The following is a 26,427-nucleotide window of genomic DNA, read 5'->3' on the forward strand; positions in this document are numbered from 1 at the left end:
CGCTGAACATGCCAGCCCACAACGGAGTTCAAGGAGAAGCCATTGTTTCCCGGACGTGCCATCGCAGCATCGACCATCCTGGCTGTAGTGGTGGCAACGAGCTTCGTTACAGCCGCCGTCGCGCAAGCAGAGTCATGCGACCGGCCCATCAACGGGACCTTCACCGCTACCTCCGACGGGCAATGGGCAAAGACCCGCGAGGTGTACCACGACGAATCCACGGTCGTCACGACGTGGACGGTCACGTCCAACTGTGACGACGTGATGCACTGCGCGGGGCAGGTGGTGAGCCAACAGGGCTGGACCGAGAGCCTTCGCTGTCAAGCAGGGGTGTGGTTGGTGCGCCATCACCTCGACAAGTGGCAAACCTGCCCGGACGGCAGCACCACGCCTGGCGACCAGGCCTTCCGCTTCTGGCGCATCTCCGACGACCCAGAGACTTTCAAGGGCTATGACCGCACCATCGGACCGAGCGGTGGATGTGGTGTCAACCTCTGGCTCACCATCGAGATGCCGTTCAGGTTGGCTGCGGCCGCGTGATCAGGGGCCGCAGGGACGCCACTACACGGAACGGCAGGTCCTGAGGTAACTGAGGAACGATACCTGCAGGCCAGTCACGTGCGTTTCGTGCAGGATCTCGCTGGTGACCGCTTCGTTGCGTGAGGTGAGGCGGTGAAGGACGGTGGCCGTGTTCTTCGCGAGGCTTTGATAGACGGCCAGGTCCCCGAGAAGCTCGCGGTCGTTGAAGGTTACGTGGAGCTTGGCGGCACGCCGGCTGTCACCCAACTCGTCGAGCTGGGCGAAGATCTGACTGTCGTCACCGATGACGCCGGGGCTGCCCGATCCGATGCTCTCGAAGAGGGTGCTGCCGGTGAGCCAGGCATACAGGCTGAAAAGTCCGCCGTAGGAGTAGCCGAAAAGGCCGTGACCGCTTGTGGCGGTGCCGTATTCGTGTTCGATCCGTGGGTGCAGTTCCGCGGTAAGGAAACTCAGGAACACATCGGCGTGGGTGTCGCGTAGTTCGGCGAGGTAGGCGTCAGCTTCGTCGCGTGTTCTCATGCCTGATTGCAGTCCCATCTCCACGGCATCGATGAGCTCCTTGGCGATGGGCTCGCCGGGTGGCACGAAGTCTCTGTTGCGCAGCCGGTCCCAGTCTTGTGCTTCCTCGCCCGCGTACCCGACGCTGACTTGGATGTAGGGCTGGATCCGTTGCATGGGGTCCATCTGGGTCACGATGAGCGGAGCCGTCAGGCCCACGGCAAAGTTACCGTCGAGCACGTACACGACGGGCGCCGGCGTCGAGACCCGGTCGTAGCCAGGTGGCGTGGTAACCCAGATGCCGTAGCCATGCCCACCGTTGGAACGCATCTCGAAGTAGTCGGTGTCCGCGAGACAGCCTTGCCACATGGCGCTCATCAAAGGTCCTTCACAACTCGGCCGGCCGCGCAGCACGGCGCCCTCAGCGGCTCGTTATCCATTGGAGAAATCTTATCCAATGGATAAAGTGTGGGAGTGATCTTGTCAACCGCGCAAGGCAAAGGGGACGCACGCGAGCGCCTTCTGGCTCGGCTTCTCGCTGCCTTCGGGGAGTCGCTTCCCTCTCCGGACATGTCGTTGCGTGAGGTCGCTGCCCGGGCCGAGACCAGCCACGCCCTGCTGCGGTACCACTTCGGGTCGCTCTCGGGTGTCTTGGCGGCGATGCTCAAGGTGCAGCGATCTCGTGACAACGAGGTGTTTCTCGAGGCCGCCCAGCATGGCACCTTCGACGAACTCGTCGTGGCGATCTGGCGGGCCTATACCCGCCCGGAGCGGCTGTCCCGTATCCGCGGCTTCTTTCACGTCGTAGGGCTCGCCGCGTATAGACCAGCGGACTTTCGTGAGTTCATCGACTCACTCGACGACCTGACCATGATGCTGGCCTCGCTCGCAGAACGCGAAGGGCACAACTCCGAGGAGGCGCTGAACATGGCCATCATCGCCGTCGCCGCGATGCGTGGCCTGCTCCTGCGGGAGGTTCTGACTCCAGGCGGCCACTCGGAGGACGCCATTGCCTTGATCCTGTCCATGAGCAAGGGGAGTAATTAGCCGCCATTGGCCACCACTTCAGCACCTCGACGAAGCCGTTCCCGTAGTGTCCTCGCCGATGAGCGACCGGCTGGGGATGTGACGTGAGCCTGGCACCCATCGCCCAGGCAATGGGTGCCTTCGCGGTGACCAACATCGATGACATCGTCGTACTTGCCGTGTTCTTCGGTCAGGCGCCAGGCCATCGCGGGGCAGCGATCCGGGTGATCGTCGGTCAGTACCTCGGCTTCGGCGCAATCCTGGCGGTATCGATCAGCGGCGCCCTACTCGGCGAAACGCTGCTACCCCCCACGGTTCTTCCGTACTTCGGGCTGCTGCCAATCATGTTGGGGCTCAGGGCCGCGTGGGTTTCGTGGCGCCGCAGTCACGACACCGAAACGCCAGATGCCCAATTCGCGTCGCCACCTGCAGGGCCGGGGGTTTGGCAAGTCGCAGCGGTTACCTTCGCCAACGGTGGAGACAACATCGGTGTGTACGTGCCGATCTTCGCCGTCGCGACCATCGGCACTGTCGCTGCCTATGCCGTCGTGTTTCTCATCGGCGTTGCGGTGTGGTGCGCGGCCGGGCGATACTTCGCCTCCCGCCCGATCATTGCCGAGGCGCTCTCACGCTGGGGCCACATCATCCTGCCCGTCGCACTCGTCGTTATCGGGACGGTCATCCTCGTCGAAGGCGGTGCGTTCGGCCTCTCGATGTAGCGGGCGTACTTCGAACATGGCGATGATCTCCCCTTGAAAAATTCGCTGGGACCTGGCGGAATGCGGTGTTATCGTCGCGGCGTGACAAGGTCCTGCCACGGCTATGAGCCGCTCGCCGGGATGCATGAAGCATCCGCGGCGAGTTTGTGGTGCGCGGGCACCGTCGACGCCAGAGGCCTTGCCCGACAATCGGTCGAGCATGATGCCCTGGGGCATCTCAGGTGCTTCGTCAACGACCTTCCACCCTGTCAATGGGTGCGGGCCGCGGCCGGAAACACGAGACCGAAGAACAATCTCACAAACTTCTCAACTTCGCTGTTGTCGCTGACAGGAACGTCGCCTGACGTTGCTGTAGTTCGCCACGCCTAATTAGGCTGGTGTGCAACGGGTTACGAAGAAGAAACCGCTCGACAATCGCGTTGCCCGCACCCCATGCTGTTAAGGGCAACGCACCCGAATGACCGTGTGCAGAGTGGCGTGACAGGTGAAACATCTTTTCCCGCTGGCTCTTTGAAAACTGAACAATGTGGCATCCGCGCTCGTGGCGGAACTGGAAGACGCGCCCGGCTCAGACCCGGGTGCCCAATACGGGCATGCAGGTTCAACTCCTGTCGAGCGCACCATCGATGCTTAGGCCTGTGGATTGCGGACTCGTACCGTGCCGTGAGCGGTGAGTATCGTTGAACGCGTAGTTAATGAGATCGATTACCACTCTTGGCTTTTACTCGTGAATTCCGAGTTCGAGTCCTGGGAGGCCTACTCAAGAGCCACATGCGCCGTTAGCTGAGTTGGGATAGCACCAGACTCTTAATCTGGGGACGGGGGATCGAAACCCCCACGGCGCACCGATATTCAAGCGGTTGAGGTGTAACGGGTTTGCACGTCAGTCGTCCAAACCGACAGAACGGGTTTCGAGTCCCTCCATCCGCGCCAGATGACGCAATGAAGACCATGCGCGGTAGGACAATTCGGTAGTCCACCGGGCTCATTATCTGGACGTCACCGGTTCGAATCCCGCCCGTCACCCCGCCCATGTCCATGCCCCTGTAGCTCAAGCGGATAGAGCGTCGTCCTCCGACGGCGAAGGTTGGCGGTTCGAGTCCGTCCAGGGGTGCGACACACGATGCCCGCGTAGCTCAAGTGGAGAGAGCGCCTGTTTACGAAGCAGGAGGTTGCTGGTTCGAGTCCAGTCGCGGGTGCGCACTGACCAGTACCGCTTGTTTTGGCCTCGCGGGGAGTTGCACGGCGACGCATAGCCCGCCATTGGGGCCGGGAGGTCGAGGGATGACTGATGAGCAGGTCGTCGCCTCGACGTTGGCCTCCCTGAGACAGATTTATGGCGACAGCGTCCCGGGCCCGGTGAACTATTGGGTTACCCGGTGGGGTGCAGTCCGTATTCGTTGGATTCGTATTCCCATGTGGCGGTGGGAGCTTCCCACGAGGACCACGATGCGATGGCGACTCCGGTCGGTGGGGCGGTGCACCTTGCTGGGGAAGCAACCTGGAGCACCGACCCGGCAACAGTGAACGGGGCGTTGCTGCCGGGAGATCGGGCGGCTGAGCACGTCCTCGGAAGACCGATCGATCTCGGAGAACTGCATCAGCCCGTCCCTGGCAGCTGAGCAGCTCGCGTGCCCTGATGGCAGAGTGTCAACGATTTCGGTGAGTTCGTTACATAACGTAGCCCCGGCCCCGCCGGGGCGCGGCCTAAGGTCTGCGTTGTGCGCGACGAGAGCGCACCGCAAGAGCGTCAGTTCGTCTGTAGAGGTTGCTTCATGAGTGGTGTTTTAGAGCGGCTGCAAACTGCCATGTATATAACGCTCACGGCCGCGTTCTTGGGGCTGACACTCTCTGCTCTCGTCGCGGTCCTCATCGCTGCCGCGCCTCTCAAGCTCTTGGCGTTGATCGACAGAGAAGCTTGATCTGCAACTCGTCAAGCTCCGTGGCGTCCGGCTCCTCCTGAGAGTTTTCATCGGCCGGGGGTTGATCCTCACAACAACCGAATCATCGCCTTGTTCTGAGTCGCCGGTCCGCCGATACGCATGAAGTTGATATGAAGTCTTCGGCGGACGCCCTTATCGTCCGCAGAATGACGGTGTGACGGCGATGTCTGCTCCCTCCGGCGCCCAGCAACGACGGCAGTCGGCCGACGGGCAGTTGCCGACGAAGCATCGTGCTGGACGAGCACTGATTCGAGTGCTGGGTGGTGCCGAGGAGCCGGCACCGGAGGACCGAGGCGCGCGTCTCGCCCTACCCGACGGTGACCGGGCCGAGGCTGCCGAACAGGTGGGCGTAGTTCGCCTGGCTCGCCAGCAGGAACTGCAACAGGCCCGGTACTACCGCGGGATGCTGGAGGAGCAGCGGGCAGTGGTCGAAGATGAACTGACCCGTGACTGCGAGTTGCTCGTCCGGCATCTGGCCGACGATCGCAACCGACGCCGGATGCCTCGTCTTCGTGAAGCCATCAGGCTCAAGCGCCGTGAGCAATATCAGATTGACTGTTTGCTGGAGTCTTTGAGCGCGAGGTTCTTCTGGCCCCGGCCGAAGGCGCTGCCGGACCACCGTTTCGCCATCGAGATCCACCCCACGCGGCACGGCTACCGGGTTCGGATCCCCGATCTGGATCTGGTCGTCACCGTTGTCAGCCGCGCCGATGCCGAGATGTCGGCCCGCGAGCACATCGCCGTACACATGGGTACCGCCATCAGCCGCATTGCGGTGCACGTCGCCCCTGCTCACTGACCGTCCCGGCGCGCTGCCATGGCGAGCGATCCGGGTTCTGTCCCGCTGCCCCGGGCATGAGACTCCTATGAGTTCAGTGACAACTTCCTATGTGCTCCGGACTATGGAGTTATGGCCCTGGCATCGGTTCCTCCCCGCGACCAGCAACCCCGCCAGGCGATCCTCGGACAGTTGCCGAAGATTCACCGCGCCGACGGATCAGCTATCCGGGTGTTGCTGGTCGATGACGAGCCGGCGCTGACCAACCTGGTGAAGATGGCCCTGCACTATGAGGGTTGGGAAGTCGATGTGGCGCACAACGGCCATGACGCGGTAGCAAAGTTCGACGAGATCGAACCGGATGTGGTGGTCTTGGACATCATGCTGCCCGATATCGACGGCTTGCAGATCCTGCAGCGGATGCGTGAGGCCGATGGCTACACGCCGACGCTGTTTTTGACGGCCAGGGATTCGGTGCTGGACCGGGTGTCGGGGCTGACGGCGGGGGCCGACGATTACATGACCAAGCCGTTCAGCCTTGAGGAGCTGGTGGCCCGGCTGCGTGGGTTGTTGCGCCGGTCCAGTCACACCACGCCGCCGGCCGATGAGACTTTGAAGGTCGGGGACATGGTGCTCGACGGGGCCAGTCGTGAGGTGACTCGGGCTGGTGAGCCGATCAATCTGACGGTGACCGAGTTCGAGTTGTTGCGGTATCTGATGCGTAATCCGCGGCGGGCGTTGAGCCGGGCTGAGATCCTGGATCGGGTGTGGAATTACGGGTTCGGCGGGAAGTCCAGCATCGTGGATCTCTACATCTCTTACCTGCGTAAGAAGGTCGATACCGACCGCGAGCCGATGATCCACACCGTGCGCGGGGTGGGTTACATGCTGCGACCCGCGTCGTGATCGCGGGATCTCCCTGAGATCGACCGGGCACCAAAACCCTTTGCCATCAAGGCGTTTGTTCGCTCACTGGTTGGCGATATCTGTGCGCGTCGTGTGAACCGTGTTTGAATTGACTTGGCACTGTTGGTCGGAAGCGTGTGATGCGTAACCGAAGGTTAATGTGCGGGCGCAGTTTTCTCGCCATTAACCTTCGAGAAACGCTGTGTCCCAAATGTTTATGGATGCACGGCGCCGGGTGGTGACACCGCTTTGCGCGCGCTGCTAGGTTCCCCCGGAAGGCCATTTCCGGGATACTGAGAGGCGCTCCGTCGCACCATGCTGAAAACTCTTGTCACACTGGCTGCCGCATGTTAGCTCGGCAGTGTTGCGTCACTTTCTGGCGCCATCCAGTCTGGGGCCCAACCGATTCCGGCTCCGCCGGCGCCCGATGTCGCGACCGGACCAGGAGTCGGCAACGGCGACGTACCGTCGGCCGCACCCGGGATCTTGCCAACGCCTGAGGGCTGGATTCTCTCGGTCAAGGCGGTGGGCGAGACGCAGCTCGACGTCGCGCCCTTGACCACTGCCGTCTCCTCGCGCGAATACCTGGTGGGCGGAACGTTTCTGGGTGAGGTGGCGGGATCCGGTAGGGCCGCGCTGGCAGGCGGCACACTGGAGGCGGGGTACCAGATCGGTTGTGGTATCAGTGCTGATGTCGTCGACGCGAGGTTCGGCGGCAACATCACGCCGTCGCTGAGCTCTGTGGGTGTGCCGAGCGTCGGCGGTGGTCTCTTTGCGCAGATCCGCCCGACCCTCAAGCCGGGCAGCGCATCCGTCATCCCGGTGACGAAGATTCAATATGAGGGCGATTCGGCACGTGTGACGATCACCGGCCTGCGGATCAAGATCGACAACTGCGTCGGTCAGTCTTTCATCCGCTCCTACGCGACGTTCACCAGCTCCACCGCCGACACGCAGGATGTCGTCTCCTACGTGGGCGTCACCAAGGCCGTGTGAATCCGGAAGCCCAAACTCCCACGCGCTCAATCATTTACGTTCCGAGAGGTATCTACAATTCACATGACCAAGATTCTTGCTGCGCTGATGGCGGTTGGCGCGCTGATGGTGCCGGCGCCACACGCGATCGCCGCTCCCGAACCCGCCGTGCCGCATGAGCCGGGTCCAGATGCGCTCCCGCCCGTTGAAGGCGAACCCGGAATGACGCCGGACAACGGGACCGTCGCCTCGGCGGAACCGGCCGTGGTCACGACGCCAGACGGTTGGGTTCTGAGGCTCGCTGCCAAGGACGAAACACAATTGCCGATCCCAGCCCTCACCACCGCGACCACGTCCCGTGAGTACCTGGCGGGCGGAACCTTCACCGGCAGCGTCAGCGGCAGTGGCAGTACGTCATTGCGTGGCGGCACTCTCGAGGCGGGCTACCAGATCGGCTGCGGGATCGCACTGAGCTCGGTTCGCTTGACCGGGAGCCTCGGGCTTTCCTCGTCGGTCAGCCGGTCCGGCCTTGGCGGGATCAGCGCACCGATCCAGGGCAACGTCGAAGTGCGACCCAAGCCCGGCGAGGTCATCAACGTCTCGGTTACCGAGATGAAGTTCAAAGGCAAGGATTCCCGGGTCACGCTCAAAGACGTACACATCAAGATCGATGGGTGCGTTGGCCAGTCTTTTCTGCGGTCATACGCGAAGCTGACCAGCGCAGCCCCGGGATCCCAAGACATCGTCGCCTATTACGGAGCCACCAAGGCTGTCTGATCCGCGCCGGCCCGTATCTCTGGATACGTCGGGTATTCGATTCCCGACAGGTACTGCACTGTGCGCACGACCTGAGATGAGTAGCCGAATTCGTTGTCGTACCAGACGTAGAGGATGACGTTGTCCTCGTCGACGATCGTCGCGTTGGCGTCGATGATGCTCGCCGCGCGTGAGCCGATGAAGTCGCTGGAGACGGCGTCGGTCGCCGCGGTGTAGTCGAGGTTGCGGCTCAACGGCCCCGACAGGGACGCCTGGCGCAGGTACTCCAGCGCCTCTTCCTTGGTGGTCGGGCGGTTCAGCTGCATGTTCAGGATCGCCACCGAAACATCCGGGGTGGGGACGCGGATCGAACTCCCGCTGATCTTGGCCTTCAGGTCGGGCATCGCCTTGGCAACCGCGGAGGCGGCGCCGGTTTCGGTGAGCACCAGGTTGAATGGCGCGGACCGGCCGCGGCGATCGGCGTTGTGATAGTTGTCCAACAGATTCTGGTCGTTGGTGAACGAGTGCACGGTTTCCACGTGGCAGCGCGCGATGCCGTACTCGTCGTCCATCGCCTTGAGCGGCGGGACGATCGCATTGGTCGTGCATGACGCACAGGAGAAGATCTGCTGCTCGAGATCGAGCGTGCGGTGGTTGACCCCGTGCACGATGTTCGGGACGTCACCCTTGCCCGGAGCGGTCAGCAGGACCTTCGCGATGCCGGGGCGCAGGTGCTTGGCCAGGCCTTCGCGGTCGCGCCATTTACCGGTGTTGTCGATCAGGATCGCGTTGTCGATTCCGTACTCGGTGTAATCGACGCTCGCCGGGTCGTCACTGTGGATGAACTTGATGACGTTGCCGTTGGCGATGAGGCTGTTGGTTTCGGTGTCGACCTTGATCGTGCCGTTGAACTGGCCGTGCACCGAGTCGCGGCGCAGCAGCGACGCCCGCTTGGCCAGGTCGCCTTCGCCGTTGCTGCGGATCACGACGGCGCGTAGGTTCAGGCCGTTTCCGGACCCGGCTTTCTCGATGAGCAGGCGCGCGACGAGTCGGCCGATCCGGCCGAACCCGTAGAGCACCACGTCCCGCGGACCTTGCGGTTCGCTCTTGTTCTCACCGGTCACGTCGCTGAGCACCTCTGCGGTGAACTCGCGCACGGACAGTCCCGCATCGCTGGCGCGGTACGCCATGATCAGCAGGCCGAGGTCGATCTTCGACGGGCCCAGGTCCAGGTCGGCCAGCGCCTGCAGGAACGGGAAGGTCTCCTCGACCGACAGTTCCTCACCGCCCACCTGCCGCGCGAACCGGTGGGTCCGCAGGATCTTGATGACGGACCTGTTCACCAGCGACCGGCTGTGCAGCAGGACCGTCACGCCCTTCGCCCGGTACAGGGTGCCGATGATCGGGATCATCGCCTCCGCGAGTGCTTCTTGGGCATTCCAGTGGGCGAGTTCTGGCGAGTTCAAATCAAGCGTCCTGTGGGTCGTGTGGGCTGGCCCCTCGGATGAGTAGCGCTTCGATGTTAACGATTGTCCGATCTCACAAAACGCCACGGTAGGGCGGTGAGAATCTGCAGTGGCGCAGGTCACAGGTGGAATGATCGATTCCGGAGGGGTCGGAAGGGGTCGTCATGCCAGTCCCAGAGCAACCTCCCGGCGTCGAGATCGAGGAGGTCGGGGGCCACATCATCGCCGGCGTGCCCACCGCGATCTGCGCCTTCGTGGGGAGCTGCGCTCAGGGCCCTGCCGAAGACCCGGTGCGGGTCACCTCGTACGCCGAGTTCGAGAGCACGTTCGGGGGATTGTCGGCCGACAGCGGCCTCGGATATGCGGTGCAGGACTTCTTCGCCAACGGCGGCGGGTCCGCGATCATCCTTCGCCTGGTTGCCAAGGATGGCGTTCTCACGGAAACCGACTACGTAGGCGCGGGCTTCGAGGACGCCGACAAGGGTATCTACGCACTGGCGAAGGTCGATCTGTTCACGCTGCTGTGCCTACCGCCGCCGGTGCCGGACGGTGACCTACCGCAGACGGTGTGGAAGGCGGCGCTCGCCTACTGTGCTCGACGCCGCGCATTCCTGATTGTCGACGCGCCGGGTGGGGCGACACCGAGCACCGTCACCGCCTGGCCGGCCGAACACGGACTGACGGGGGGCGCCGCCCGCAACGGCGCGGTCTACTTTCCCCGGATACGGCGGCTCGACCCGCTGCGCAACGGGGCGGCGGGCGACTTCGCGGCCTGCGGCGCGGTGGCCGGCGTGATGGCCCGCACCGATGCCGACCGTGGCGTGTGGACGGCACCCGCGAATGCGGGGCTGGCCGGGGTCTCCGGGTTGACAGTGGTGCTCACCGACGGCCAGAACGGCACCCTCAACGCGTCGGGGATCAACTGCTTGCGGACGTTCCCTGGCAGGGGCCCAGTGGTGTGGGGTGCCCGCACGCTGGCGGGCACCGACGCCCTGCACGACGAGTTCAAGTACGTCTCGGTGCGCCGGCTGGCGCTCTACATCGAAGAGTCTGTGTATCGCGGGACGCAATGGGCGGTGTTCGAGCCCAACGGGGAACCACTGTGGACGCAGCTTGGCCGGAGTGTCGGCGCATTCATGCAGAACCTGTTCCAGCAAGGGGCTATTCAGGGGCAGACGGCGAAAGATGCCTACTTCGTGCGGTGTGACCGGACCACCATGACTCAGGACGACATCGACCAGGGCCTCGTCACCGTCATGGTGGGGTTCGCGCCGGTGAAGCCCGCGGAGTTCGTGATCATCCGCATCCAACTATCGGCCGCGGCCCCGACGGGATAGACACGCCTGTGCCCGCACCTGCGAGTCACCGCAGGGCGCTGCCCCCGACCCACTTCTCCCACGGGACACCCCAGTCGCCGTTCTGCCAGACGGGCAGGGGCTCACCGCCGGTGTTGCGCACCTCGAAGACATCTCCGGGCTGGGAGAATTCGTAGAACCACCGCCCGTTGTCGGCGTTGACATTCAGGCATCCGTGCGACGTGTTGGTCTTGCCCTGCGCCCAGACCGTGCTGTCGAGTTGGTGGACGTAGATCCCGCTGTTGGTGAGTCGTACCGCGTTGCTGACGGTCACCTTGTAGCCCAGTCGTGAATCGACCGGCAGCCCGTAGGTGGAGGAGTCCATGACCACGGAGCTTGCCTTGTCCATCACCGTGTAGACGCCGGGTTGGGTCCAGAATGAAATCGTCTTTCCCGCAACGTTTTCGGATCCGCCCATGCCCATGGAGGTCGGGATCGTGCGGACCAGCTCGTCATTGCGGTAGACGCGGATCTGCTTGGTGGCGTCGTCGGCGATGGATACGTGAGATTCTCCGACGCGGAACGAGACTCGACCGGCGCCTTGGCCGTCCGCGGTCACGACCACCTGGGTGCCCGGGCTGTAATAGCTCTGCGGCCGCCAGTGGGCACGCTGGTCGTTCATCCAGTACCAGGACCCCTCGACGGGCGGCACGGTCTGGACTGCCAGCTGCTTCTCCGCGGCCCCACGGTCGGCAACCGGTCCGTCGAACTTGGCCACGATGACGGTGCCGACGCCGTATGTCCCACCGTCGACCAGCTTGGCACCCGAGGTCGTGGTGAAACTCACCGGAGCGTTCTCGCTGGATGTCGCCAGCGTGTAGGCGAACGAAGCATCGGCGCGCCAGAAAAGCGCGCTGATGGTGGCGACGAGGATCAGGGCGAGCGCGGACAGGATCGGTGCCGGCCGCTTCTGGGGTGAACCCACCGACATCGCGGCGTCTCCCATCTGTGTCTACGTCTCGGTGACGCAGTGTGCTAGAACGGAATACGTAGCTACGGCGTAGCTACGTAGGTCAGGCTAGCATGGAGGTGCGCAGTGAACGGACGGCGAGAGAATGTCAACAAGGACCTCATCGTCATCGGGGGACTCGTTGTCATTGCGGCTGCCCTGATCGCCTACCTGGTGTTGCGTCCCGACAATGACGCCCCGGCCGCGCCCGCCGCCGGGCCGTCGGTGACGTCCCTGTCCGACGCCGAAGCAGCCGGCGGCAGCGCCGAGGGGCGCGGCTCGCCGGTGGAGCGTCGCCAGGCGGGCGACCCACTCGCGCTGGGTGCTCCCGACGCGCCTGTGGCGCTGGTGGTGTTCTCCGACTATCGCTGCCCGTTCTGCGCGAAGTTCAGCCGCGACATCGAGCCCGAACTCGTCAAGCGCTACGTCGACGCGGGCCGGCTCCGCATCGAGTGGCGCGACTTCCCGATCTTCGGCCCGCAGTCGATGTCGGCAGCGCGTGCCGGACGCGCGGCGGCCGAGCAAGGAAAGTTCTGGCAGTTCAACAGCGCCGTCTACGCTGCCGCGCCCGAGCGGTCGAAGGCAGACCTGACGGATGAGGCCCTGATCGGCTTCGCCAGGCAGGCCGGAGTTCCCGATATCGACCGATTCACCGCCGCGATGCGCGGAGACACCTTCGACGCCGTCATCAATTCCGATCTGGCCCGGGGCACGGGGATCGGTGTGCCCAGCACCCCGGCATTCCTGATCAACGACGTGCCGACGCTCGGTGCCCAGCCCATCGACGACTTCGTGCGCGCCATCGACGGCGCGTTGGCCGGCCGGTGAGTGGCGTCGGTCTGCTCGGAGCCTTCTTCGGCGGGTTGGCCTCCCTGCTCAGCCCCTGCTCGGCCCTGCTGCTGCCGTCGTTCTTCGCCTACGCCTTCGACCGGGCACACCTGTTGATCCGACGCACTTTCGCGTTCTGGGCGGGCCTCTGTGTGGTGCTGGTGCCGTTGGGCGCCGGCGTCGGCCTGCTGGGTAGCGTCGTCACGCGTTATCGCGGGGAAGTCAGCACCATCGGTGGGCTGGTGTTGATCGGGTTCGGTCTGATGACATTGCTGGGCAAGGGATTCGGGCTGTCCTCCATGCAACGGATGACGGCACGGATCAACATCTCCGGCACCGTCTCGGTGTTCGCGTTGGGCGCTGTCTATGGACTGGCCGGCTTCTGCGCGGGTCCACTGCTGGGCGCGGTCCTGACGATGTCGGCGATGGGGGCCGACCCGGCCTACGGGGCACTGCTGATGGCCGTCTACGCCCTCGGGATGGCCGCGCCGTTGTTCCTGCTCGCCTGGTTGTGGGATCGCTTCAACCTGTCGAAGCGGGCCTGGCTACGGGGGCGACCGGTACGCCTGGGTCCGCTGGAGACGCACACCACCTCGCTGCTCACCGGTGCGGCATTCATCATCCTCGGCGGGGTGTTCCTTCTCACCGACGGCACCGCGAACCTCGGCGCCGTGCTTTCCGTCGACGCGCAGTATGACCTGCAAGTTTGGCTGGGCCGACTGTCGTCGAGCGTCAGCGATCCCTGGCTGATCCTGGGCGTGGTGGTTGCGCTCATCCTGTGGCGGTCAATTCGGTTGTGGCGGCGGCGCGCCCGTTCGCGAACCCGCCCTGTGGAATCCGCCGCGGTAGAGGCTGATCCTCATGCCACCGGGATCGGGAGCGCGGCGAAATGAGCAGAGCAGCTACTATCGCGCTACATAGGTTTGACGCGCGGGGCCGGGATACGGTGACGGCGCACCTGGGTGGGCGGTAGTAGGTATGGGAATTAAGGGATTTGGCGATCTCGAAGCTGTGGTGATGGAACTGCTCTGGTCACGTACGGAGCCCTCCACAGTGCGCAGCGTGCACGATGAGCTCGTCGCCAAGCGCCAGATCGCCTACACCACGGTCATGTCGACGATGGACAACCTGTTCCGAAAGGGATGGCTGCAGCGAGAGAAGGTCGGTCTGGCTTACAGCTATCGGCCGGTGATGAGCCGCGAGGAACACTCCGCGCAGCTCATGCGCACCGTGTTCGAATCTGGCGGTGACAGCGAGCTGATCCTCAACTTCTTCCTCGAGCAGATCGTCGACGACGACTCGACAAAGCTCCGGCAGGCGCTCAAGCGGTTCACCGAGGGGCAGCCACGATGAACGCGGTCACCTTCCTCCTCGGCTACGCGATGGCTTTGAGCTGGCTGGCGCCGGTGCTGTTCACCGGTCCGATCTCAAGCCGCATCCATCCCCGGCTCTCGGTAGCGGGCTGGCTGGTGGTCGTCGCAACCGCGTCATTCGCATGGGTGGCGGCGTTGGTGATCCTGATCGCGGGTGCCGCCCACAGCCTGATCACTCGCAGCGCACCGACGTTCTGCGTCGAAACTCTGGGGATCGCGAGCGCGGTGACGTTACCGCCCACCGTGGCGACGGTGTTGGTCGTCGCCCTGCTCGCAGTCACTGCCGCGGTGGCGACCAACACCACGCGCCGTGTGATCGTCACGTTGTGCAGAACGCGGCGCGCCAATCGCCGGCACGTCGAAGCGGTCCGGATCATCGGCAGGCGCACCGACCATGACGGCGTCGTCGCCATCACGGCTGACCAGCCGACGGCATACTGCGTATCCGGCGGCCGGCACCGCGCCATCGTCGTCACGACCGCCGCGCTGGAGTTACTGGACCCGCCGGCTCTGGCCGCGGTTCTGGCCCACGAGCGGGCCCACCTGCGTGGGCGTCATCACCACATCATCGCGACGCTGGGAACGCTCGCGGCCGCGCTGCCGCGGCTGCCGCTGATGCGAGCGGCGGCGCAGGCGGTACCGGCATTACTGGAGATGTGCGCCGACGATGCGGCCACCCGCAGGCACGGCCGTGAGCCACTGTTGGCCGGTCTCGTCACGTTGAGCACCCGGCTCCGGCTCCCCGAAGGTGTGCTGGCCGCGACCGGTACCGCGGTGACCGACCGGGTCACCCGCTTGATGCAACCCCGCCGCACGATCTGGTGGCACCCACGGTCGCTGGCGACGTTGCTCATCGTCATCGGGACTGCCGCCGCACCCGCCTTCGCGCTCACGTTGTGCACCCTCCAGTCCTGACCGAACAGTGGTCAGATATCGCCGCTGCTGCGCGGGCCGGTGCGCGGTCCGTAGCGTTCGGCGTAGGCCTGGTGGATGTGCGCATTCTTCTTGCGCGACAGCTCGTCGATGAGGGCGGGGTTCAAACCGTGTTTGACGAGCATGTGACGCCGCCACACCTTGTTCAGGGCGTGGGAGAAATACACGAACGGGATGAAGATGGGCACCGTCATACTGGCGTGCAGGTAGAGCGACATGGGGATGAACCAGATCGGCGCCAGGATGAGGATGGCCGGGATGGCGACGCGCACCATCATCCGGATGGTGGCTCCGGGGCCTGCCAGGTCATTGGCCACCCAGTCGCGCATCGAGTCGGGTAGCCGCTTGCCGTAGCAATACCCGATGTACTGCAGCGGGCCCGGTTTCGTGCGTGGGGCTTGGCCGGTGGGCATTGCTGAAGGGTAACGGTCGCTATGATGGATTGCGAATTTCATCAATCCATCAATCATTGGGGCAGCGGTGACCGACAGCGTCCTGGAAGGTCCCGAGCGGCCGTTGTACGAGATCAAGGCCAACCTGTTCAAGGCGCTCGCGCATCCGGCGCGTATCCGGGTGCTGGAGATCCTGTCCGTCAACGAGGAGCCGACCCCGGTCAGTGCGATCCTGGCTGCCACCGATATCGAACCGACCCTGCTGTCCCAGCATCTCGCGGTCCTCAAGCGACATCACGTGGTCAGCGGGCATCGGGTCGGCAACGCGGTGTACTACACGCTCGCGCACCCGAAGATCGCCGAGCTATTGCTCATCGCCCGGACATTCCTCGCCGACACCCTCGCTGCCCAGCATGATCAGCTCGAGGCCGTCGGCTCGCTGCCGCCGATCGGAACCTCTCGATAGTCAGCGCGGCAGGCGATCGAGCCAATCGGAGTTTCCGTCGACCGACTCGCCGTCGATGACCACCATCGGCACTCCGGAGTCAGGGATTGCCCGCAGCAGCGGCAGGTTGTTGGCGGCGATCACATGTCCGTCGAAGGGGATCGGAAGTCCCAGCTTGATCATGTCCTGCGCTGACGGCGGCGCGCCGGCACGATCGGCCAGACCGGCGAGCTGATCGTTGCTCAGGTCTGTCGGGCCTTTCTCCTTCGGCTGCTGATCGGCGGAGAAGATCTGCTCGATGAACTGCCAGGTGACGTCGCTCGATTTGGAGTGATCGGCGACGATGAAGGCTGCGTAGATCGCGCGGCTGTCGTAAGTGCCACTGGCTGAGTACTTTTCGAGAAAATTGACGAGCCGCAGATTGATGTGGAGCTTGCCTGCCTCGATGCGACGGCCGACCTCGGCGCCCTGGTCGCGGATCATCTTTCCGCTGTAGGGGCAGAGCGGATCCAGGTAGAGGTCGATCTGGCCGGGTGCGGCAGGGTCGCCGATCGAGAGGGTGTCCCCGGCCGGCGATGCGTCCGCTGCGTACGCGCGTGCGGCACCCGGACCCCACATCAGAACCGCGGCCAGCAGACCCAGTGCCATCGCGATGACCATCGATGTAGCCGTCGGCCGGGTAACGGTGTCGGTTCTCCTGTGGTTCGCCTTCATGGTCGCCATCTTGCCTTCCCAGGCGAACCGGGCGTTGACAGCCGCTATTTTGATAGTCATTATCAAAACCCTATTGATATGACCTCGGTCTCATCCGAAGGGGTGAAATGGCGGCAGACGCTGAGCATTTCGTGACCTGTCCTCTGTGTGAGGCGATGTGCGGCCTGCGGGTTCAGGTCGCCGACGGGCAGGTGCGAAGGGTGCGCCCCAATCGGGACGACGTGTGGTCAGCGGGCCACATCTGCCCCAAGGGTGCCTCGATCGGGCATCTGCACGACGACCCCGATCGCCTGCGTCGCCCCCTCGTCCGCCGCCCGGATGGGAGTCATGTCGAGGTTTCCTGGGACGACGCGTACGCCGAGGCCGAGCGTGTGCTGCGCCCGGTCCTCGACACCGATGGTGTCCGTGCCCTGACGGTGTACGTGGGCAATCCTGTGGCGCACAACAGCGATCTCGCGACCTACATCGGGTCACTGCTGGGTTTTGCCCAGGCTGCCGGGATGCAGGGCTATTACTCGCCGGGCACCGTCGATCAATGGCCGCTGAATGTCGTGTCCTGTCTGCTGTTCGGCGCGATGTGGAATGGACCGATCCCCGACCTGTATCGGACCGATTACCTGATGATGTTGGGCGCCAACCCCGCAGCCTCGCAGGGATCGATGCTCTCGGCCCCCGACATCATGGGATTGCTGGCGGACATCGCCAAGCGTGGGACCGTGGTGGTGGTCGACCCTCGCCGCACTCTCACGGCTGAGCGTGCCAGCCAGTGGGTGCCGATTCAGCCCGGCACGGATGCGCTGCTGCTGTTCGCGATCCTGCGAACACTCGCAGAGAACGGCTGGGTGCGGCATCCGGCACACCTGCGAGACCGGGTTCTGGGCCTCGACGAGGTTGTGGCGCTGGCCCAGCCCTTCACGCCGGAGCGGGTGTCGGCGGCCACCGGTGTTGCCGCCGAGGGCATTCGACGTTTGGCCCACGAGCTGGCACACGCACAGAATCCGGTGGTCTACAGCCGGATCGGGGCGTGCGCACAGGAATTCGGGACGCTGACCACCTGGCTGGTGTTCGTGATCAATACCGCGCTGGGCGCTTTGGATCGCGCCGGTGGTGCGGTCTTCGCCAAGCCTGCGGTGTGGGTGCCGATGTTCGGTAAGCCGCCGGAGCACGACGGGCCCGGTTACAGCTTCGGGCGCTTTCACAGCCGGGTGCGCGGAGCGCCCGAAGTGCTGGGCTGTTTCCCGGTGGGATGTCTGGCCGAGGAGATCGACACTCCCGGCGACGGGCGGATCCGGGCCATGATCACGGTGGCCGGAAACCCGGCCGTATCGGTACCCGGCGCGGCACGACTCTCAAAAGCATTGGGCCGCCTCGACGCATTGATCTCGATCGACAACTGGCTCAACGAGACCAGCCGCCACGCCCACGTGGTCTTCCCCGGGCTCTCCCCACTGGAGCATCCACACATCGATGACCTCTACTGGAGCTACGCCGTCGCCTCCGGCGTCAAATACTCTGCCGCGGTCTTCGATCCACATCCCGACGCCAATCGGCCCCACGAATGGGAGCTTCTGTTGCGCCTCGGCGGCGCACTGTTCGGAACACCCGTGCCCGAGGTTGACGTCGCAGCACTCGATGAGCTCTACACCGCGGGCACCATCGCGACCTTTTCCGGGCTGCCCGACAACCCGTTGACCGGGCTGGACGCTCACGAGGTGATGGCGGCACTCGACGGGCGAGGGCCGGACCGACTGGCGGACCTGAGCATTCGGGTCGGGCCGTGGGGCGACCGTTTCGGCGCCAACCCGGGCGGACTCACCCTCGAAGAGGTCAAGCGCCACCCCAACGGACTTCGGCTGGAGGAGTTGGCCGGTGGGCGACTCGACGAGACGGTCATCACCCCATCCGGCAAAGTTGAACTGCTGCACGCACATATCACCGACGACGTCCCCCGACTCATGGCCCGCATGGATCGTCCGACACCTGAGTTGGTCATGACCAGCCGGCGCCATCTGCGCTCGAACAATTCGTGGCTGCACAACGTCCCGACCTTGATGAAGGGGCGCGACCGATGCACCCTGCTCATTCATCCTGTCGATGCCGAACGGGCCGGCGTCACGCACGGTGCGGCCGCTGAAGTGCGTACCACCGAAGGGGTCGTCACCGTCCCGGTCGAAGTGTCCGACGAAGTCATGCCCGGGGTTGTGAGCCTCCCGCACGGTTGGGGCCACGGCCTTGACGGCACCCGGCTGGACATCGCCAACGCCCATCCGGGGGTCAACAACAATCTGCTCAACCCGACCGACGTGATCGATGTACCCAGCAATACGCATGCCACCAACGGCATTCCGTGCCAAGTACGCCCAGCGGGTGGTCCGATCCAGGCGCGAGTGACCACGTCAATGTGACGGCGCGAGCCCGTGTTCGATGAGATGCATGACCTCGCTCGCGACTTCGTCCTGCGTCTTCTCGGAATCGATGACGTTGTGCAACATCGCGGTCATCATGATCGCGCCGAAGATACTGATCGCAGTGCTCTCCGGGTCGGCGAGGTTCCGCAGTGAGCCGTCGGCGGCTCCGGCGTGGAGCACTCGGGCGATGGGTTCGTAGAAAGCCTCTTGAACGGCCGACGCGAGTTCGGGCAGTCGAATTGCGCGGCCCAGATCACCGACCAGTGCCTGGGCGGTTCCCGGGCGGTGCATGGTGTGCGCGACCTGAACCTCGATCACGGCGGCCAGTCGGTCTCTGCCCGGCCCGGGCGCATCGGCGGCCGAAGCGACGTCGCGGGCGAGCGCATCGAGGGAATCCCGGAAGAGGAAGGCCAGGATGTCGTCCTTGCCCTTGAAGTAGTAGTACAGCGTTGCCTTCGGGACACCCGACGCCTTGGCGATGTCCTCGATCTTCGTCTTCTGCAGCCCACGGGCGGCAATGAGGTCCGTCGCCGTGTACAGCTTCTCGGCCACCGCAGGAGGCACCGTTCGCCCGGTCTGTTCAGCCACGAGGGCAGTCTACGAGCGTCCTTGCGCATAGTTTGTACTTTGAGTACAAACTATGAGTTTAAGAGCGGTGGTCGATCACTTTCAGGGAGAGCCATGCCAGACGTGCGCACAGTCGATGTCCTCGTGGTCGGATACGGAGCCGCGGGGGTCTGTGCTGCCCTGGAAGCGCGGTCGAGGGGTGCCGACGTGTTGGCGATCGACCGATTCAACGGCGGCGGCGCGACTCAGGTGTCGGGCGGGATCATCTACGCCGGCGCCGGGACCTGGGTGCAGCGTCAAGCCGGTGTCGATGACAACGCCGATGCGATGTACGCCTACCTGCAGGCCGAGGTCGGCGACGCCGTCCGTCCCGAGACGCTTCGCCGCTTCGTCGACACCAGTCCGGCGATGATCGACTGGCTCACCGAACACGGTGTGCCGTTCGAAGCGTCGGTGTGCCCGTACAAGACGTCCTACCCGAACAACAAGTACTACCTGTACTACTCGGGCAGCGAGAACTCCGGTCGTTTCCGCGCCATCACGCCGCCGGCGCAACGTGGTCACCGGGCGAAAGGGCCGGGAGCATCGGGCAAGAAGATCTATCAGCCCTTGGCCGAATCAGCGGCGGCGCTCGGGGTGCGCACCCAGTTCCACACCCGCGCTGACGCGCTGCTGACCAACTCGGAGGGCCGGGTGGTCGGCGTGCGGGCCAGCACGCTCGCCGATGCGCCGGCCTGGGTTCGCCACCGCTATCGCGCATACGCCGAGCTCGCGATCAAACCGGGCATCTACTACCCGCCACTGCGGGCCGCGATGGAAAAGCTCCTGAAACGTCTGGAGCGCAGGTACGCCCGCACTGTCGAAATCCATGTGCGCCAAGCGGTCATCCTCAGCGCGGGCGGCTACATCGCCAATCGCGAATGGATCGCCGAGCACGCACCGGAGTACCGCGACGGACTCCAGCTCGGCACCAGCGCCGACGACGGCAGCGGAATCACTCTCGCCGCCGATGTCGGTGCCGCCGTCGATCGCCTCGACAACGTATCGGCCTGGCGATTCATCACCCCGCCGAGCGCGTTCCTTGGTGCCCTCGTCGTCGACGTAGCCGGACAACGATTCATCGACGAGACCCGCTACGGCGCGGCCGTCGGGCACGCCATGATTCAAGACCACGGCGGGCGCGGTTGGATTCTGGCCGACCGGCGTCTGCTCGACGAGGCCCGAGCGCAACTTCCCAAGCAGGCCATCTGGTTTCAGCGCCTGCAGATGGAAGCGATGTTGCGTACCGACCGGGTCGTGGGAGACACGCTGGAGGAGGTGGCCGCCAAGGCCGGTGTAGATCCAATGGGGCTGCGTGCCACCGTGGAGGCCCACAACGCCGCGGCCGCGGATGGGCTGCCGGATCCGATGGGGAAGCCGGCCGAGTTCGTGAAGCCTGTCGAGCAGGGGCCGTTCTCCCTGATCGCGATATCCATCAAGCCCAGCCTGATCAACCCGTGCCCCATGTTCACCCTCGGCGGCCTGATCGTCGACGAACTCACCGGAGCGGTGACAACGCCTGAGGGACAGCCGATTCCGGGCCTCTACGCCGCAGGGCGGACTGCGATCGGAATCTGCGCCAACTCCTACGTCAGTGGGTTGTCGATCGCCGACTGCGTCTTCTCGGGCCGTCGCGCCGCCGAACACGCGGTCGAACTGGAGCCCGTGCCGTCATCTTAGGCTTCTGACCTGCGCATGTCGCCATTTTCTCTAGTTTGTTAGAGGAAAAGTGGCATAGCAAGACACTTTCTTGTTACTGTCCGGTAATGCGCAATGCCGGGGGGATTGTCGTCGTCCTCATGCTGATGATCGGATCGCTCGTTGCATCTACGACGACGGCGTTGGCCGACACTGGTGACGAACCGCAGTACGCGGATTTCTATCTCCCGCCGGACCCGTTGCCGGCCGGTATCCCCGGCGATGTGATCCGAACCGAACCGAGCCGGCTGGTGCTCGAACCGTCCGGTCAGCTGGGCGCCATCATGGCGACCGGGACGCGGATCATGTACCGCAGCACGGACTCTCGCGGGAATCCGACCGCCGTCACCGGCACCTACTTCGAGCCGTACAACGACTGGCCGGGTAAGGGGCCGCGCCCGTTGCTCGTCTATGCGCCCGGCACCCAGGGGCAGGGCAACCAGTGCGCGCCGTCGCGCCAGTTCAACCAGGGCATCCACTATTCGGGTGGCTGGGACATCATGGTCAACTACGAGGAGGCCTTCGTCGCGACCTTGGTGGCCCGTGGCTTCGCCATCCTGATGACCGACTACCAGGGTCTCGGCACAGACTCGATGCACACCTACGTGAACCGCCTGGCTGAGGGGCACGCCGTGCTCGATGCCGCGCGCGCCGCGATGAAATTGCCCGAGACGTCACTGGATCCGCATGGGCCCGTGGCATTCTGGGGATATTCGCAGGGCGGTGGAGCCACCGCGTCGGCGGCGGAGCTGGCTTCGGCGTACGCGCCCGACCTGAATATCGTCGGCACCTACGCCGGGGCGCCGCCGGCCAATCTCAAGGAACTGCTGCCCTACGCCGACGGTAGTGCGCTCGTGGGTGTCGTCGGGTACGCGCTCAACGGCGTCATCGCCGCCTATCCGGAAGCCGCCGATGCGATCCGCTCGAAGCTCACGCAACGCGGCAAGGACATGCTCGAGTCGGTGTCGCGCCAATGCGTGGGGCAGACGATCGTCGATTTCGCATTCCGTCATCTGCAGCCCTACTTCAACGAGGACATCAACAAGCTGGTCAACGAAGAACCGTTCAGCAGCCTGTTCGATCTGCAGAAGCTGGGCCGGTACAAGCCGAACGCGCCGGTACTGATCAACAGCAACCGCTACGACCCGTTGGTGCCGTGGACAGCCGCGAACCAGCTGGGCAGGGACTGGTGTGCGCAGGGTGCCGACGTCGAATTCCGTACCAACGAGGAACCGCCGTTCCTGAACAAATTGGTGATCAACCACGCGCTCCCCATGCTGGTAGACGGAGAGCCCGCCATGCAGTGGATCGCCGCCCGCTTCAACGGGGAACCCACCACGCCCAACTGCGGGCAGTTCTGACCAACCGTTGTCGCCGAGCGTCGGCTGGACGGTCGATACACTGCGATGCATCGCTGAACGCAGGAAGTACAACGCACCCCAGCGTCGCCGCGAATTGGCCGACGCTGCCATTGAACTGCTCGGCGCGGACGGCGCGCGCGGCGTCAGTCACCCCAAGGTCGACAAGAAGGCCGGGGTGCCTGACGGCACCACGTCGTTCTACTTCCGGACCCGAGATGCTCTGATGCATGCGATCGCTGTGCGCCTCAACGAGCTCGACCTCGCCGATCTGTCCCGACTGACCGAGCTGACGGATGCTGATCGGACCGAGTTCGCCGGCACGATCGGATTCGCCACTCTTGTCATGTATTCGGCGACCGAGCCTTGGCTCACCCGGACCAAGGCCCGCTATGAACTGGCCCTGCACGCCGGCCGCGACGATGATCTTGCCGCGACGCTGAGCGAGTCCGTGGAGGGGTTCTACGGACTCGCGCGTGCCGTCGTCACCGAATGGCATGCCGCCGAAGAGAATCCGATGGCACCGGATGTCATCGACGACCAGGCCAAAGCCCTGTTCTCATTCGTGAACGGGGTGATGATGACGTTCGTCATAGGGCAACCCCTGGTGGACAACGCCGATCAGCTCGACCGGTTGATCCGGGGAGTTCTGGCGGGATGGCCGGCTGACGGAACTGCCTGAACGGCGCCCCTCCCGCCGAACAACGGTGACGACAGCAGCATTGTCGTCACGTGGTCGACGAAGGCCTCTTGGTCCGAGCCGAGATTGCCCTCGGTCCATTCGATGAACAGCGAGATGATGGCGCCGAACACGGTGGCGTACTGCATCTTCGCCCGTGCCGCTGTACCGCCGGTCGGGGCGGTGAGACCACCCATCGTCATCGTGCCGATGGTGTCGCGGACGAACTGCCGCAATGTCAGGTCGGCGATGGGCTCCACCAACAGGATTCGGCAGACGCGGGGATCATCCCTGACCAGTTGCGCTGCTGCGTACACCCCGGCACGAGTGCGTGAGGTCAGATCGGCCTCCGGGTCGCCCGCGGCGTTGACGACGCGGCGGGCCTGCTCGAAGGTGCTGCGGTAGACCTCCTGGAGCAGATCGTCTGTGCCGGTGAAGCTCTCGTAGAAGAACTTCTGGCTGAGCTCGGCTTCGCGGCACACGGCGCGCATCGTCATGGCGGCCACCCCTTGAGTGCCGACCAAATCGACGCCAGCCTGCAGCAGTCGGGCGCGGCGATCCGCCGACCGTGCATCGGCGGCCTGGCCGCGGTACGGCCTTGACATGCCGCGAGTGTAGCGGGCAACATCCAATTCCGGAAGCGCATGCTTCCGGAATTGGTGAGGGGGAGGAATCGTGACCGCGCCCAACGACAGCGCCGCAGAAGAACCTCGCGCCGAAGTGGCGGCCTGGAACGCATTCGTCGACGGATTACGAACGGCAGGTGAGCAACTCGCCGGCGATACCGCCGTCCTTCCGGAGACCGAGCGCGTTGATGGCTTCCGCGCTCTGCTTCGGGCACTGTCAAATCAACTGGGACGCTTCGAAGTCGATCGCGACAAGCCCGATTTCATCGCGTTCAACGGCTGGCGTCAGAAGTTCCTGATGGACAATCCCGACTTCCAGTACTGGGTCGCCGACATCCGCCCCGATGGCCGATACCGGATCCGCGGGAGTCGAGGAGACGCGGCGTACGTATCGATCACCGTGTACGGCACCGGCGGGAGTGAGGCCCAGGCAACCGCCCGTATCGACAGTGATGCAATCACTTTCGATGCTTATGGGGGATACGAGGTGGCGGTCGGCGGTGAACGACCGCAGACCGGTGACTGGCTGACCCTGCCCGAGCGTGCCAGCGTGATCTGGGTGCGGCACTTCCACGACGACGTGCAGACCGAGCGTTCCGGCGGGTGCGACATCGAACCGGTCGAGGAGCCCCCGCTGCCGGCACCGATCGATCCCGCGCGGTTCGGCAAGCAGCTGGCCAAGGCTTCGGCCGCGGTGACCCACCTGCCCCGCATCTGGAACGCGGCCGCAGCTGCGGACAGCGAGACACCGAACCAGCTGCGGCACTGGACCGAGATGACCGGTGGCGCGGTGTTCACCGAACCAGCCATCCACTACCTGCGCGGCGGCTGGCAGCTGAACCCTGATGAAGCACTGCTCATCGAGGGCGAGCTGGTGCCATGCCGGTACTGGAACATCCTGGCGTACAGTCGATTTCTCAACTCACTGGACTACCGCCATCGGCGGGTGTCCTACACCGGAGCCACCGCGAACCTCGACGGCGGTCGCTACCGATTCGTGGTCTCGGCCACCGATCCCGGCCCGGCGGCCGGTGACTGGATCGACAGTGAGGGCCGCGCCTTCGGAATCGTCGTCATGCGGTTCCTGCAACCCCATCAGCAGCCGGTCGTGCCCTCGACGCGCGTCGTCCGTCTGGCTGACCTGGTGGAGCGCTCATGACCGGATGGACCGCACCCACCCGCACACCCGAGGCACGTCAGGCATATGCGGCAGCCGAAGCGGACCGGGCTGTCCGTCCTGACCGGTACCGGCTCGGCACCGACGCTGTCGACATCGTCATCGACCGCGGCACCCGCGGTGCGGGCGCCGGCGTGCTCGGTGCCCCCGGCCAGTGGCGTCCGGGACTGGAGCAGTACCTCGCATCGGCGGAGGACGACGGACGGCTCAACGCGCTCGGAGCGCTGACCGCGCAGAGAACGGCGGCCGGCCGGCTGGCCGCCCGGATCGCGATCGACCGGTATCTGCAGGAGCACCCCGCGACCGAGGAGCGGCCGCTGCTGCCGCCGATCATCATCACCGGGGGCTGGCGCACGGGCACGACCTTCCTGTTCCGGTTGCTCGACCGTGATCCCAGCCTGCGGGCACCGTTGCCCGCCGAGTTGGGCGCGCCGTGGCGCTTACCCGGGGACCTCGACCCCGACGAGCGCCTCCGGCGCCTCGAGGCTGCCGCTGCCGGCCAGTACATGCTGCACGTCCTCAATCCGATGATGGCGGTGGTGCACGACTCGGGGCCGCACCTGCCTGAGGAGTGTGTGCTCGGCATGGGCACCACCCTGCGCAACTGGGGGTTCACCGCCACGACCCGCCTGGACAGCTACGCGACCTGGCTGGCCGGGCAGGATTTCGCACCCGAATACGGGCAGCACCGCCGGATGCTGCAGATCCTCGACGCCGGCGACGGGCGCCGCTGGGTCCTCAAGGCACCGGCACACACCGCAGAGCTCAGCCATGTGGTCGCGACGTATCCGGGCGCCTGCATCGTGCAGTTGCACCGCGACATCGTGGAGACCGTCGCCTCCGGCGCGAGCCTGTTCGCGACGTACCGATCCACCTACAGCGATCACGTCGACGGGGCAGACGTGGGGCGATTTCAAACCGAGCAGACCGAACTGTGGCTGCGGCGCGCCGTCGCCACCCGCGCCGAGGCGCCCACCGCGAACTGGCTGGACATCCAGTATTCCGACCTGGTCGCCGACCCGAAGGCAACGGTGCGTCGGATCTACGCCGCAGCACAGATCGAGCCGCCGGACATCGCCGGAATGCTCACCGAACACCACCGCGCCCAACCGCGCGACGGCAAGGGCAGACACCGCTATCAGCCCGAGGATTTCGGCATCAACCCCGACCAGTTGCGCGAGCGTATGCGCTTCTACACGCAGGCGCTCGACACGTCCGGGGCCGGCCGCGCCCCGTCCTGACGCGCCGTCGCGGCGGGCAGCGACTGGCGCTTATCGCG

The 26,427-nt window shown here is 64.9% G+C and carries 27 protein-coding genes and 4 tRNA genes; 24 read left to right on the forward strand and 7 right to left on the reverse strand.

Translation table 11 applies throughout. From position 1 onward, the window contains the following. Nucleotides 1-42 precede the first annotated feature (42 nt). On the forward strand, nt 43-540 hold the full coding sequence (locus tag TX88_RS04540; protein ID WP_210741651.1) for an Rv2253/PknI dimerization domain-containing protein: 498 nt from the start codon (nt 43-45) through the stop codon (nt 538-540). Between the two features lie 21 nt (nt 541-561). On the opposite strand, the gene TX88_RS04545 is transcribed toward TX88_RS04540, so the two are convergent. Then, nucleotides 562-1,416, reverse strand: coding sequence for an alpha/beta hydrolase (locus TX88_RS04545; RefSeq protein WP_044514973.1), 855 nt, complete (start codon nt 1,414-1,416; stop codon nt 562-564). Nucleotides 1,417-1,512: 96 nt separating this feature from the next. Here TX88_RS04545 and TX88_RS04550 point away from each other — a divergent pair, with 96 nt between their 5' ends. The 11 genes from TX88_RS04550 to TX88_RS04600 all read left to right on the forward strand — a co-directional run bounded on the left by TX88_RS04550 (nt 1,513) and on the right by TX88_RS04600 (nt 8,162). Further along, the gene (locus TX88_RS04550; protein WP_044514975.1) at nt 1,513-2,085 is read left to right on the forward strand and encodes a TetR/AcrR family transcriptional regulator; all 573 of its coding nucleotides are present in this window, start codon (nt 1,513-1,515) and stop codon (nt 2,083-2,085) included. Between the two features lie 83 nt (nt 2,086-2,168). Beyond that, nucleotides 2,169-2,783: a cadmium resistance transporter gene (locus TX88_RS04555; protein ID WP_044514977.1), complete on the forward strand. Its 615-nt coding sequence runs from the start codon at nt 2,169-2,171 to the stop codon at nt 2,781-2,783. A gap of 535 nt (nt 2,784-3,318) precedes the next feature. Beyond that, nucleotides 3,319-3,406 (forward strand) — tRNA-Leu (locus tag TX88_RS04560). Nucleotides 3,407-3,556: 150 nt separating this feature from the next. Then, nucleotides 3,557-3,628 (forward strand) — tRNA-Lys (locus TX88_RS04565). Nucleotides 3,629-3,823: 195 nt separating this feature from the next. Further along, nucleotides 3,824-3,897: transfer RNA gene (locus TX88_RS04575), tRNA-Arg, on the forward strand. Nucleotides 3,898-3,908: 11 nt separating this feature from the next. Then, a tRNA-Arg gene (locus TX88_RS04580) sits at nt 3,909-3,982 on the forward strand. 180 nt (nt 3,983-4,162) lie between these two features. Next, nucleotides 4,163-4,405, forward strand: coding sequence for an FAD-dependent oxidoreductase (locus TX88_RS35700; RefSeq protein ID WP_409365846.1), 243 nt, complete (start codon nt 4,163-4,165; stop codon nt 4,403-4,405). Nucleotides 4,406-4,880: 475 nt separating this feature from the next. Next, nucleotides 4,881-5,525: a hypothetical protein gene (locus TX88_RS04585; RefSeq protein WP_168441628.1), complete on the forward strand. Its 645-nt coding sequence runs from the start codon at nt 4,881-4,883 to the stop codon at nt 5,523-5,525. Between the two features lie 111 nt (nt 5,526-5,636). Beyond that, entirely contained in the window at nt 5,637-6,410 is a 774-nt protein-coding gene (locus TX88_RS04590; RefSeq protein WP_044514980.1) for a response regulator transcription factor, read from the forward strand. Between the two features lie 384 nt (nt 6,411-6,794). Next, nucleotides 6,795-7,406: an MspA family porin gene (locus TX88_RS04595; RefSeq protein WP_409365874.1), complete on the forward strand. Its 612-nt coding sequence runs from the start codon at nt 6,795-6,797 to the stop codon at nt 7,404-7,406. Nucleotides 7,407-7,469: 63 nt separating this feature from the next. Next, complete coding sequence (locus TX88_RS04600) at nt 7,470-8,162, forward strand: MspA family porin (RefSeq protein ID WP_044514982.1); 693 nt, start codon at nt 7,470-7,472, stop codon at nt 8,160-8,162. On the opposite strand, the gene TX88_RS04605 is transcribed toward TX88_RS04600, so the two are convergent. Then, on the reverse strand, nt 8,138-9,607 hold the full coding sequence (locus TX88_RS04605) for a glyceraldehyde-3-phosphate dehydrogenase (protein WP_084621810.1): 1,470 nt from the start codon (nt 9,605-9,607) through the stop codon (nt 8,138-8,140). The two genes, TX88_RS04600 and TX88_RS04605, sit on opposite strands and share 25 nt — an antisense overlap. 164 nt (nt 9,608-9,771) lie before the next feature. On the opposite strand from TX88_RS04605, the gene TX88_RS04610 reads away from it, so the two are divergent. Further along, nucleotides 9,772-10,944, forward strand: coding sequence for a phage tail sheath family protein (locus TX88_RS04610; RefSeq protein WP_044514985.1), 1,173 nt, complete (start codon nt 9,772-9,774; stop codon nt 10,942-10,944). Nucleotides 10,945-10,969: 25 nt separating this feature from the next. On the opposite strand, the gene TX88_RS04615 is transcribed toward TX88_RS04610, so the two are convergent. Further along, nucleotides 10,970-11,908 (reverse strand): L,D-transpeptidase, encoded by a 939-nt coding sequence (locus TX88_RS04615; protein WP_244438354.1) that lies wholly within the window; start codon nt 11,906-11,908, stop codon nt 10,970-10,972. A 90-nt stretch (nt 11,909-11,998) separates the two neighbouring features. Between TX88_RS04615 and TX88_RS04620 the strand changes: the two genes are divergently transcribed. The 4 genes from TX88_RS04620 (at nt 11,999) to TX88_RS04635 (ending at nt 15,027) form a co-directional block, all read left to right on the forward strand. Continuing rightward, nucleotides 11,999-12,739, forward strand: coding sequence for a DsbA family protein (locus tag TX88_RS04620; RefSeq protein ID WP_044514987.1), 741 nt, complete (start codon nt 11,999-12,001; stop codon nt 12,737-12,739). Beyond that, entirely contained in the window at nt 12,736-13,632 is an 897-nt protein-coding gene (locus tag TX88_RS04625) for a cytochrome c biogenesis CcdA family protein (protein WP_084621811.1), read from the forward strand. Before TX88_RS04620 ends, TX88_RS04625 begins: the two co-directional genes overlap by 4 nt. An 85-nt stretch (nt 13,633-13,717) precedes the next feature. After that, nucleotides 13,718-14,092, forward strand: coding sequence for a BlaI/MecI/CopY family transcriptional regulator (locus TX88_RS04630; protein WP_044514988.1), 375 nt, complete (start codon nt 13,718-13,720; stop codon nt 14,090-14,092). Further along, nucleotides 14,089-15,027 (forward strand): M56 family metallopeptidase, encoded by a 939-nt coding sequence (locus TX88_RS04635; protein ID WP_044514990.1) that lies wholly within the window; start codon nt 14,089-14,091, stop codon nt 15,025-15,027. The genes TX88_RS04630 and TX88_RS04635 overlap by 4 nt, the downstream gene beginning before the upstream one ends. Nucleotides 15,028-15,038: 11 nt before the next feature. On the opposite strand, the gene TX88_RS04640 is transcribed toward TX88_RS04635, so the two are convergent. Continuing rightward, the gene (locus TX88_RS04640) at nt 15,039-15,458 is read right to left on the reverse strand and encodes a DUF5313 domain-containing protein (RefSeq protein WP_044514991.1); all 420 of its coding nucleotides are present in this window, start codon (nt 15,456-15,458) and stop codon (nt 15,039-15,041) included. Between the two features lie 67 nt (nt 15,459-15,525). Between TX88_RS04640 and TX88_RS04645 the strand changes: the two genes are divergently transcribed. Then, the gene (locus TX88_RS04645) at nt 15,526-15,903 is read left to right on the forward strand and encodes an ArsR/SmtB family transcription factor (RefSeq protein WP_044514993.1); all 378 of its coding nucleotides are present in this window, start codon (nt 15,526-15,528) and stop codon (nt 15,901-15,903) included. Here the strand turns inward: TX88_RS04645 and TX88_RS04650 are convergent, their stop codons facing one another. Then, nucleotides 15,904-16,542 (reverse strand): DsbA family protein, encoded by a 639-nt coding sequence (locus tag TX88_RS04650; protein ID WP_044514994.1) that lies wholly within the window; start codon nt 16,540-16,542, stop codon nt 15,904-15,906. 161 nt (nt 16,543-16,703) lie between these two features. Between TX88_RS04650 and TX88_RS04655 the strand changes: the two genes are divergently transcribed. After that, a complete protein-coding gene (locus tag TX88_RS04655) occupies nt 16,704-19,001 on the forward strand; it encodes a molybdopterin-dependent oxidoreductase (RefSeq protein WP_044514996.1) in 2,298 nt (765 codons plus the stop codon). On the opposite strand, the gene TX88_RS04660 is transcribed toward TX88_RS04655, so the two are convergent. After that, entirely contained in the window at nt 18,993-19,592 is a 600-nt protein-coding gene (locus TX88_RS04660) for a TetR/AcrR family transcriptional regulator (protein WP_044514998.1), read from the reverse strand. The two genes, TX88_RS04655 and TX88_RS04660, sit on opposite strands and share 9 nt — an antisense overlap. A gap of 93 nt (nt 19,593-19,685) precedes the next feature. Between TX88_RS04660 and TX88_RS04665 the strand changes: the two genes are divergently transcribed. The 3 genes from TX88_RS04665 (at nt 19,686) to TX88_RS04675 (ending at nt 23,348) form a co-directional block, all read left to right on the forward strand. Next, a complete protein-coding gene (locus tag TX88_RS04665; protein WP_044514999.1) occupies nt 19,686-21,290 on the forward strand; it encodes an FAD-binding protein in 1,605 nt (534 codons plus the stop codon). 86 nt (nt 21,291-21,376) lie between these two features. Then, nucleotides 21,377-22,669, forward strand: a complete 1,293-nt coding sequence (locus TX88_RS04670; RefSeq protein ID WP_084621812.1) for a lipase family protein — start codon at nt 21,377-21,379, stop codon at nt 22,667-22,669. Between the two features lie 115 nt (nt 22,670-22,784). Beyond that, nucleotides 22,785-23,348, forward strand: coding sequence for a TetR/AcrR family transcriptional regulator (locus TX88_RS04675; protein WP_044519095.1), 564 nt, complete (start codon nt 22,785-22,787; stop codon nt 23,346-23,348). Here TX88_RS04675 and TX88_RS32730 read toward each other — a convergent pair. Then, nucleotides 23,288-23,950, reverse strand: coding sequence for a TetR/AcrR family transcriptional regulator (locus TX88_RS32730; protein ID WP_049924847.1), 663 nt, complete (start codon nt 23,948-23,950; stop codon nt 23,288-23,290). The genes TX88_RS04675 and TX88_RS32730 overlap by 61 nt on opposite strands. Nucleotides 23,951-24,020: 70 nt before the next feature. Between TX88_RS32730 and TX88_RS04685 the strand changes: the two genes are divergently transcribed. Next, nucleotides 24,021-25,130 carry a DUF1214 domain-containing protein gene (locus tag TX88_RS04685; RefSeq protein ID WP_110917889.1) on the forward strand — a complete coding sequence of 370 codons (1,110 nt, stop codon included), beginning with the start codon at nt 24,021-24,023 and terminating at the stop codon, nt 25,128-25,130. Continuing rightward, complete coding sequence (locus TX88_RS04690; protein ID WP_044515003.1) at nt 25,127-26,389, forward strand: sulfotransferase family protein; 1,263 nt, start codon at nt 25,127-25,129, stop codon at nt 26,387-26,389. The genes TX88_RS04685 and TX88_RS04690 overlap by 4 nt, the downstream gene beginning before the upstream one ends. Nucleotides 26,390-26,427 lie beyond the last annotated feature (38 nt).

It is taken from the genome of Mycolicibacterium septicum DSM 44393 (assembly GCF_000455325.1).
GTDB lineage: Bacteria > Actinomycetota > Actinomycetes > Mycobacteriales > Mycobacteriaceae > Mycobacterium > Mycobacterium septicum.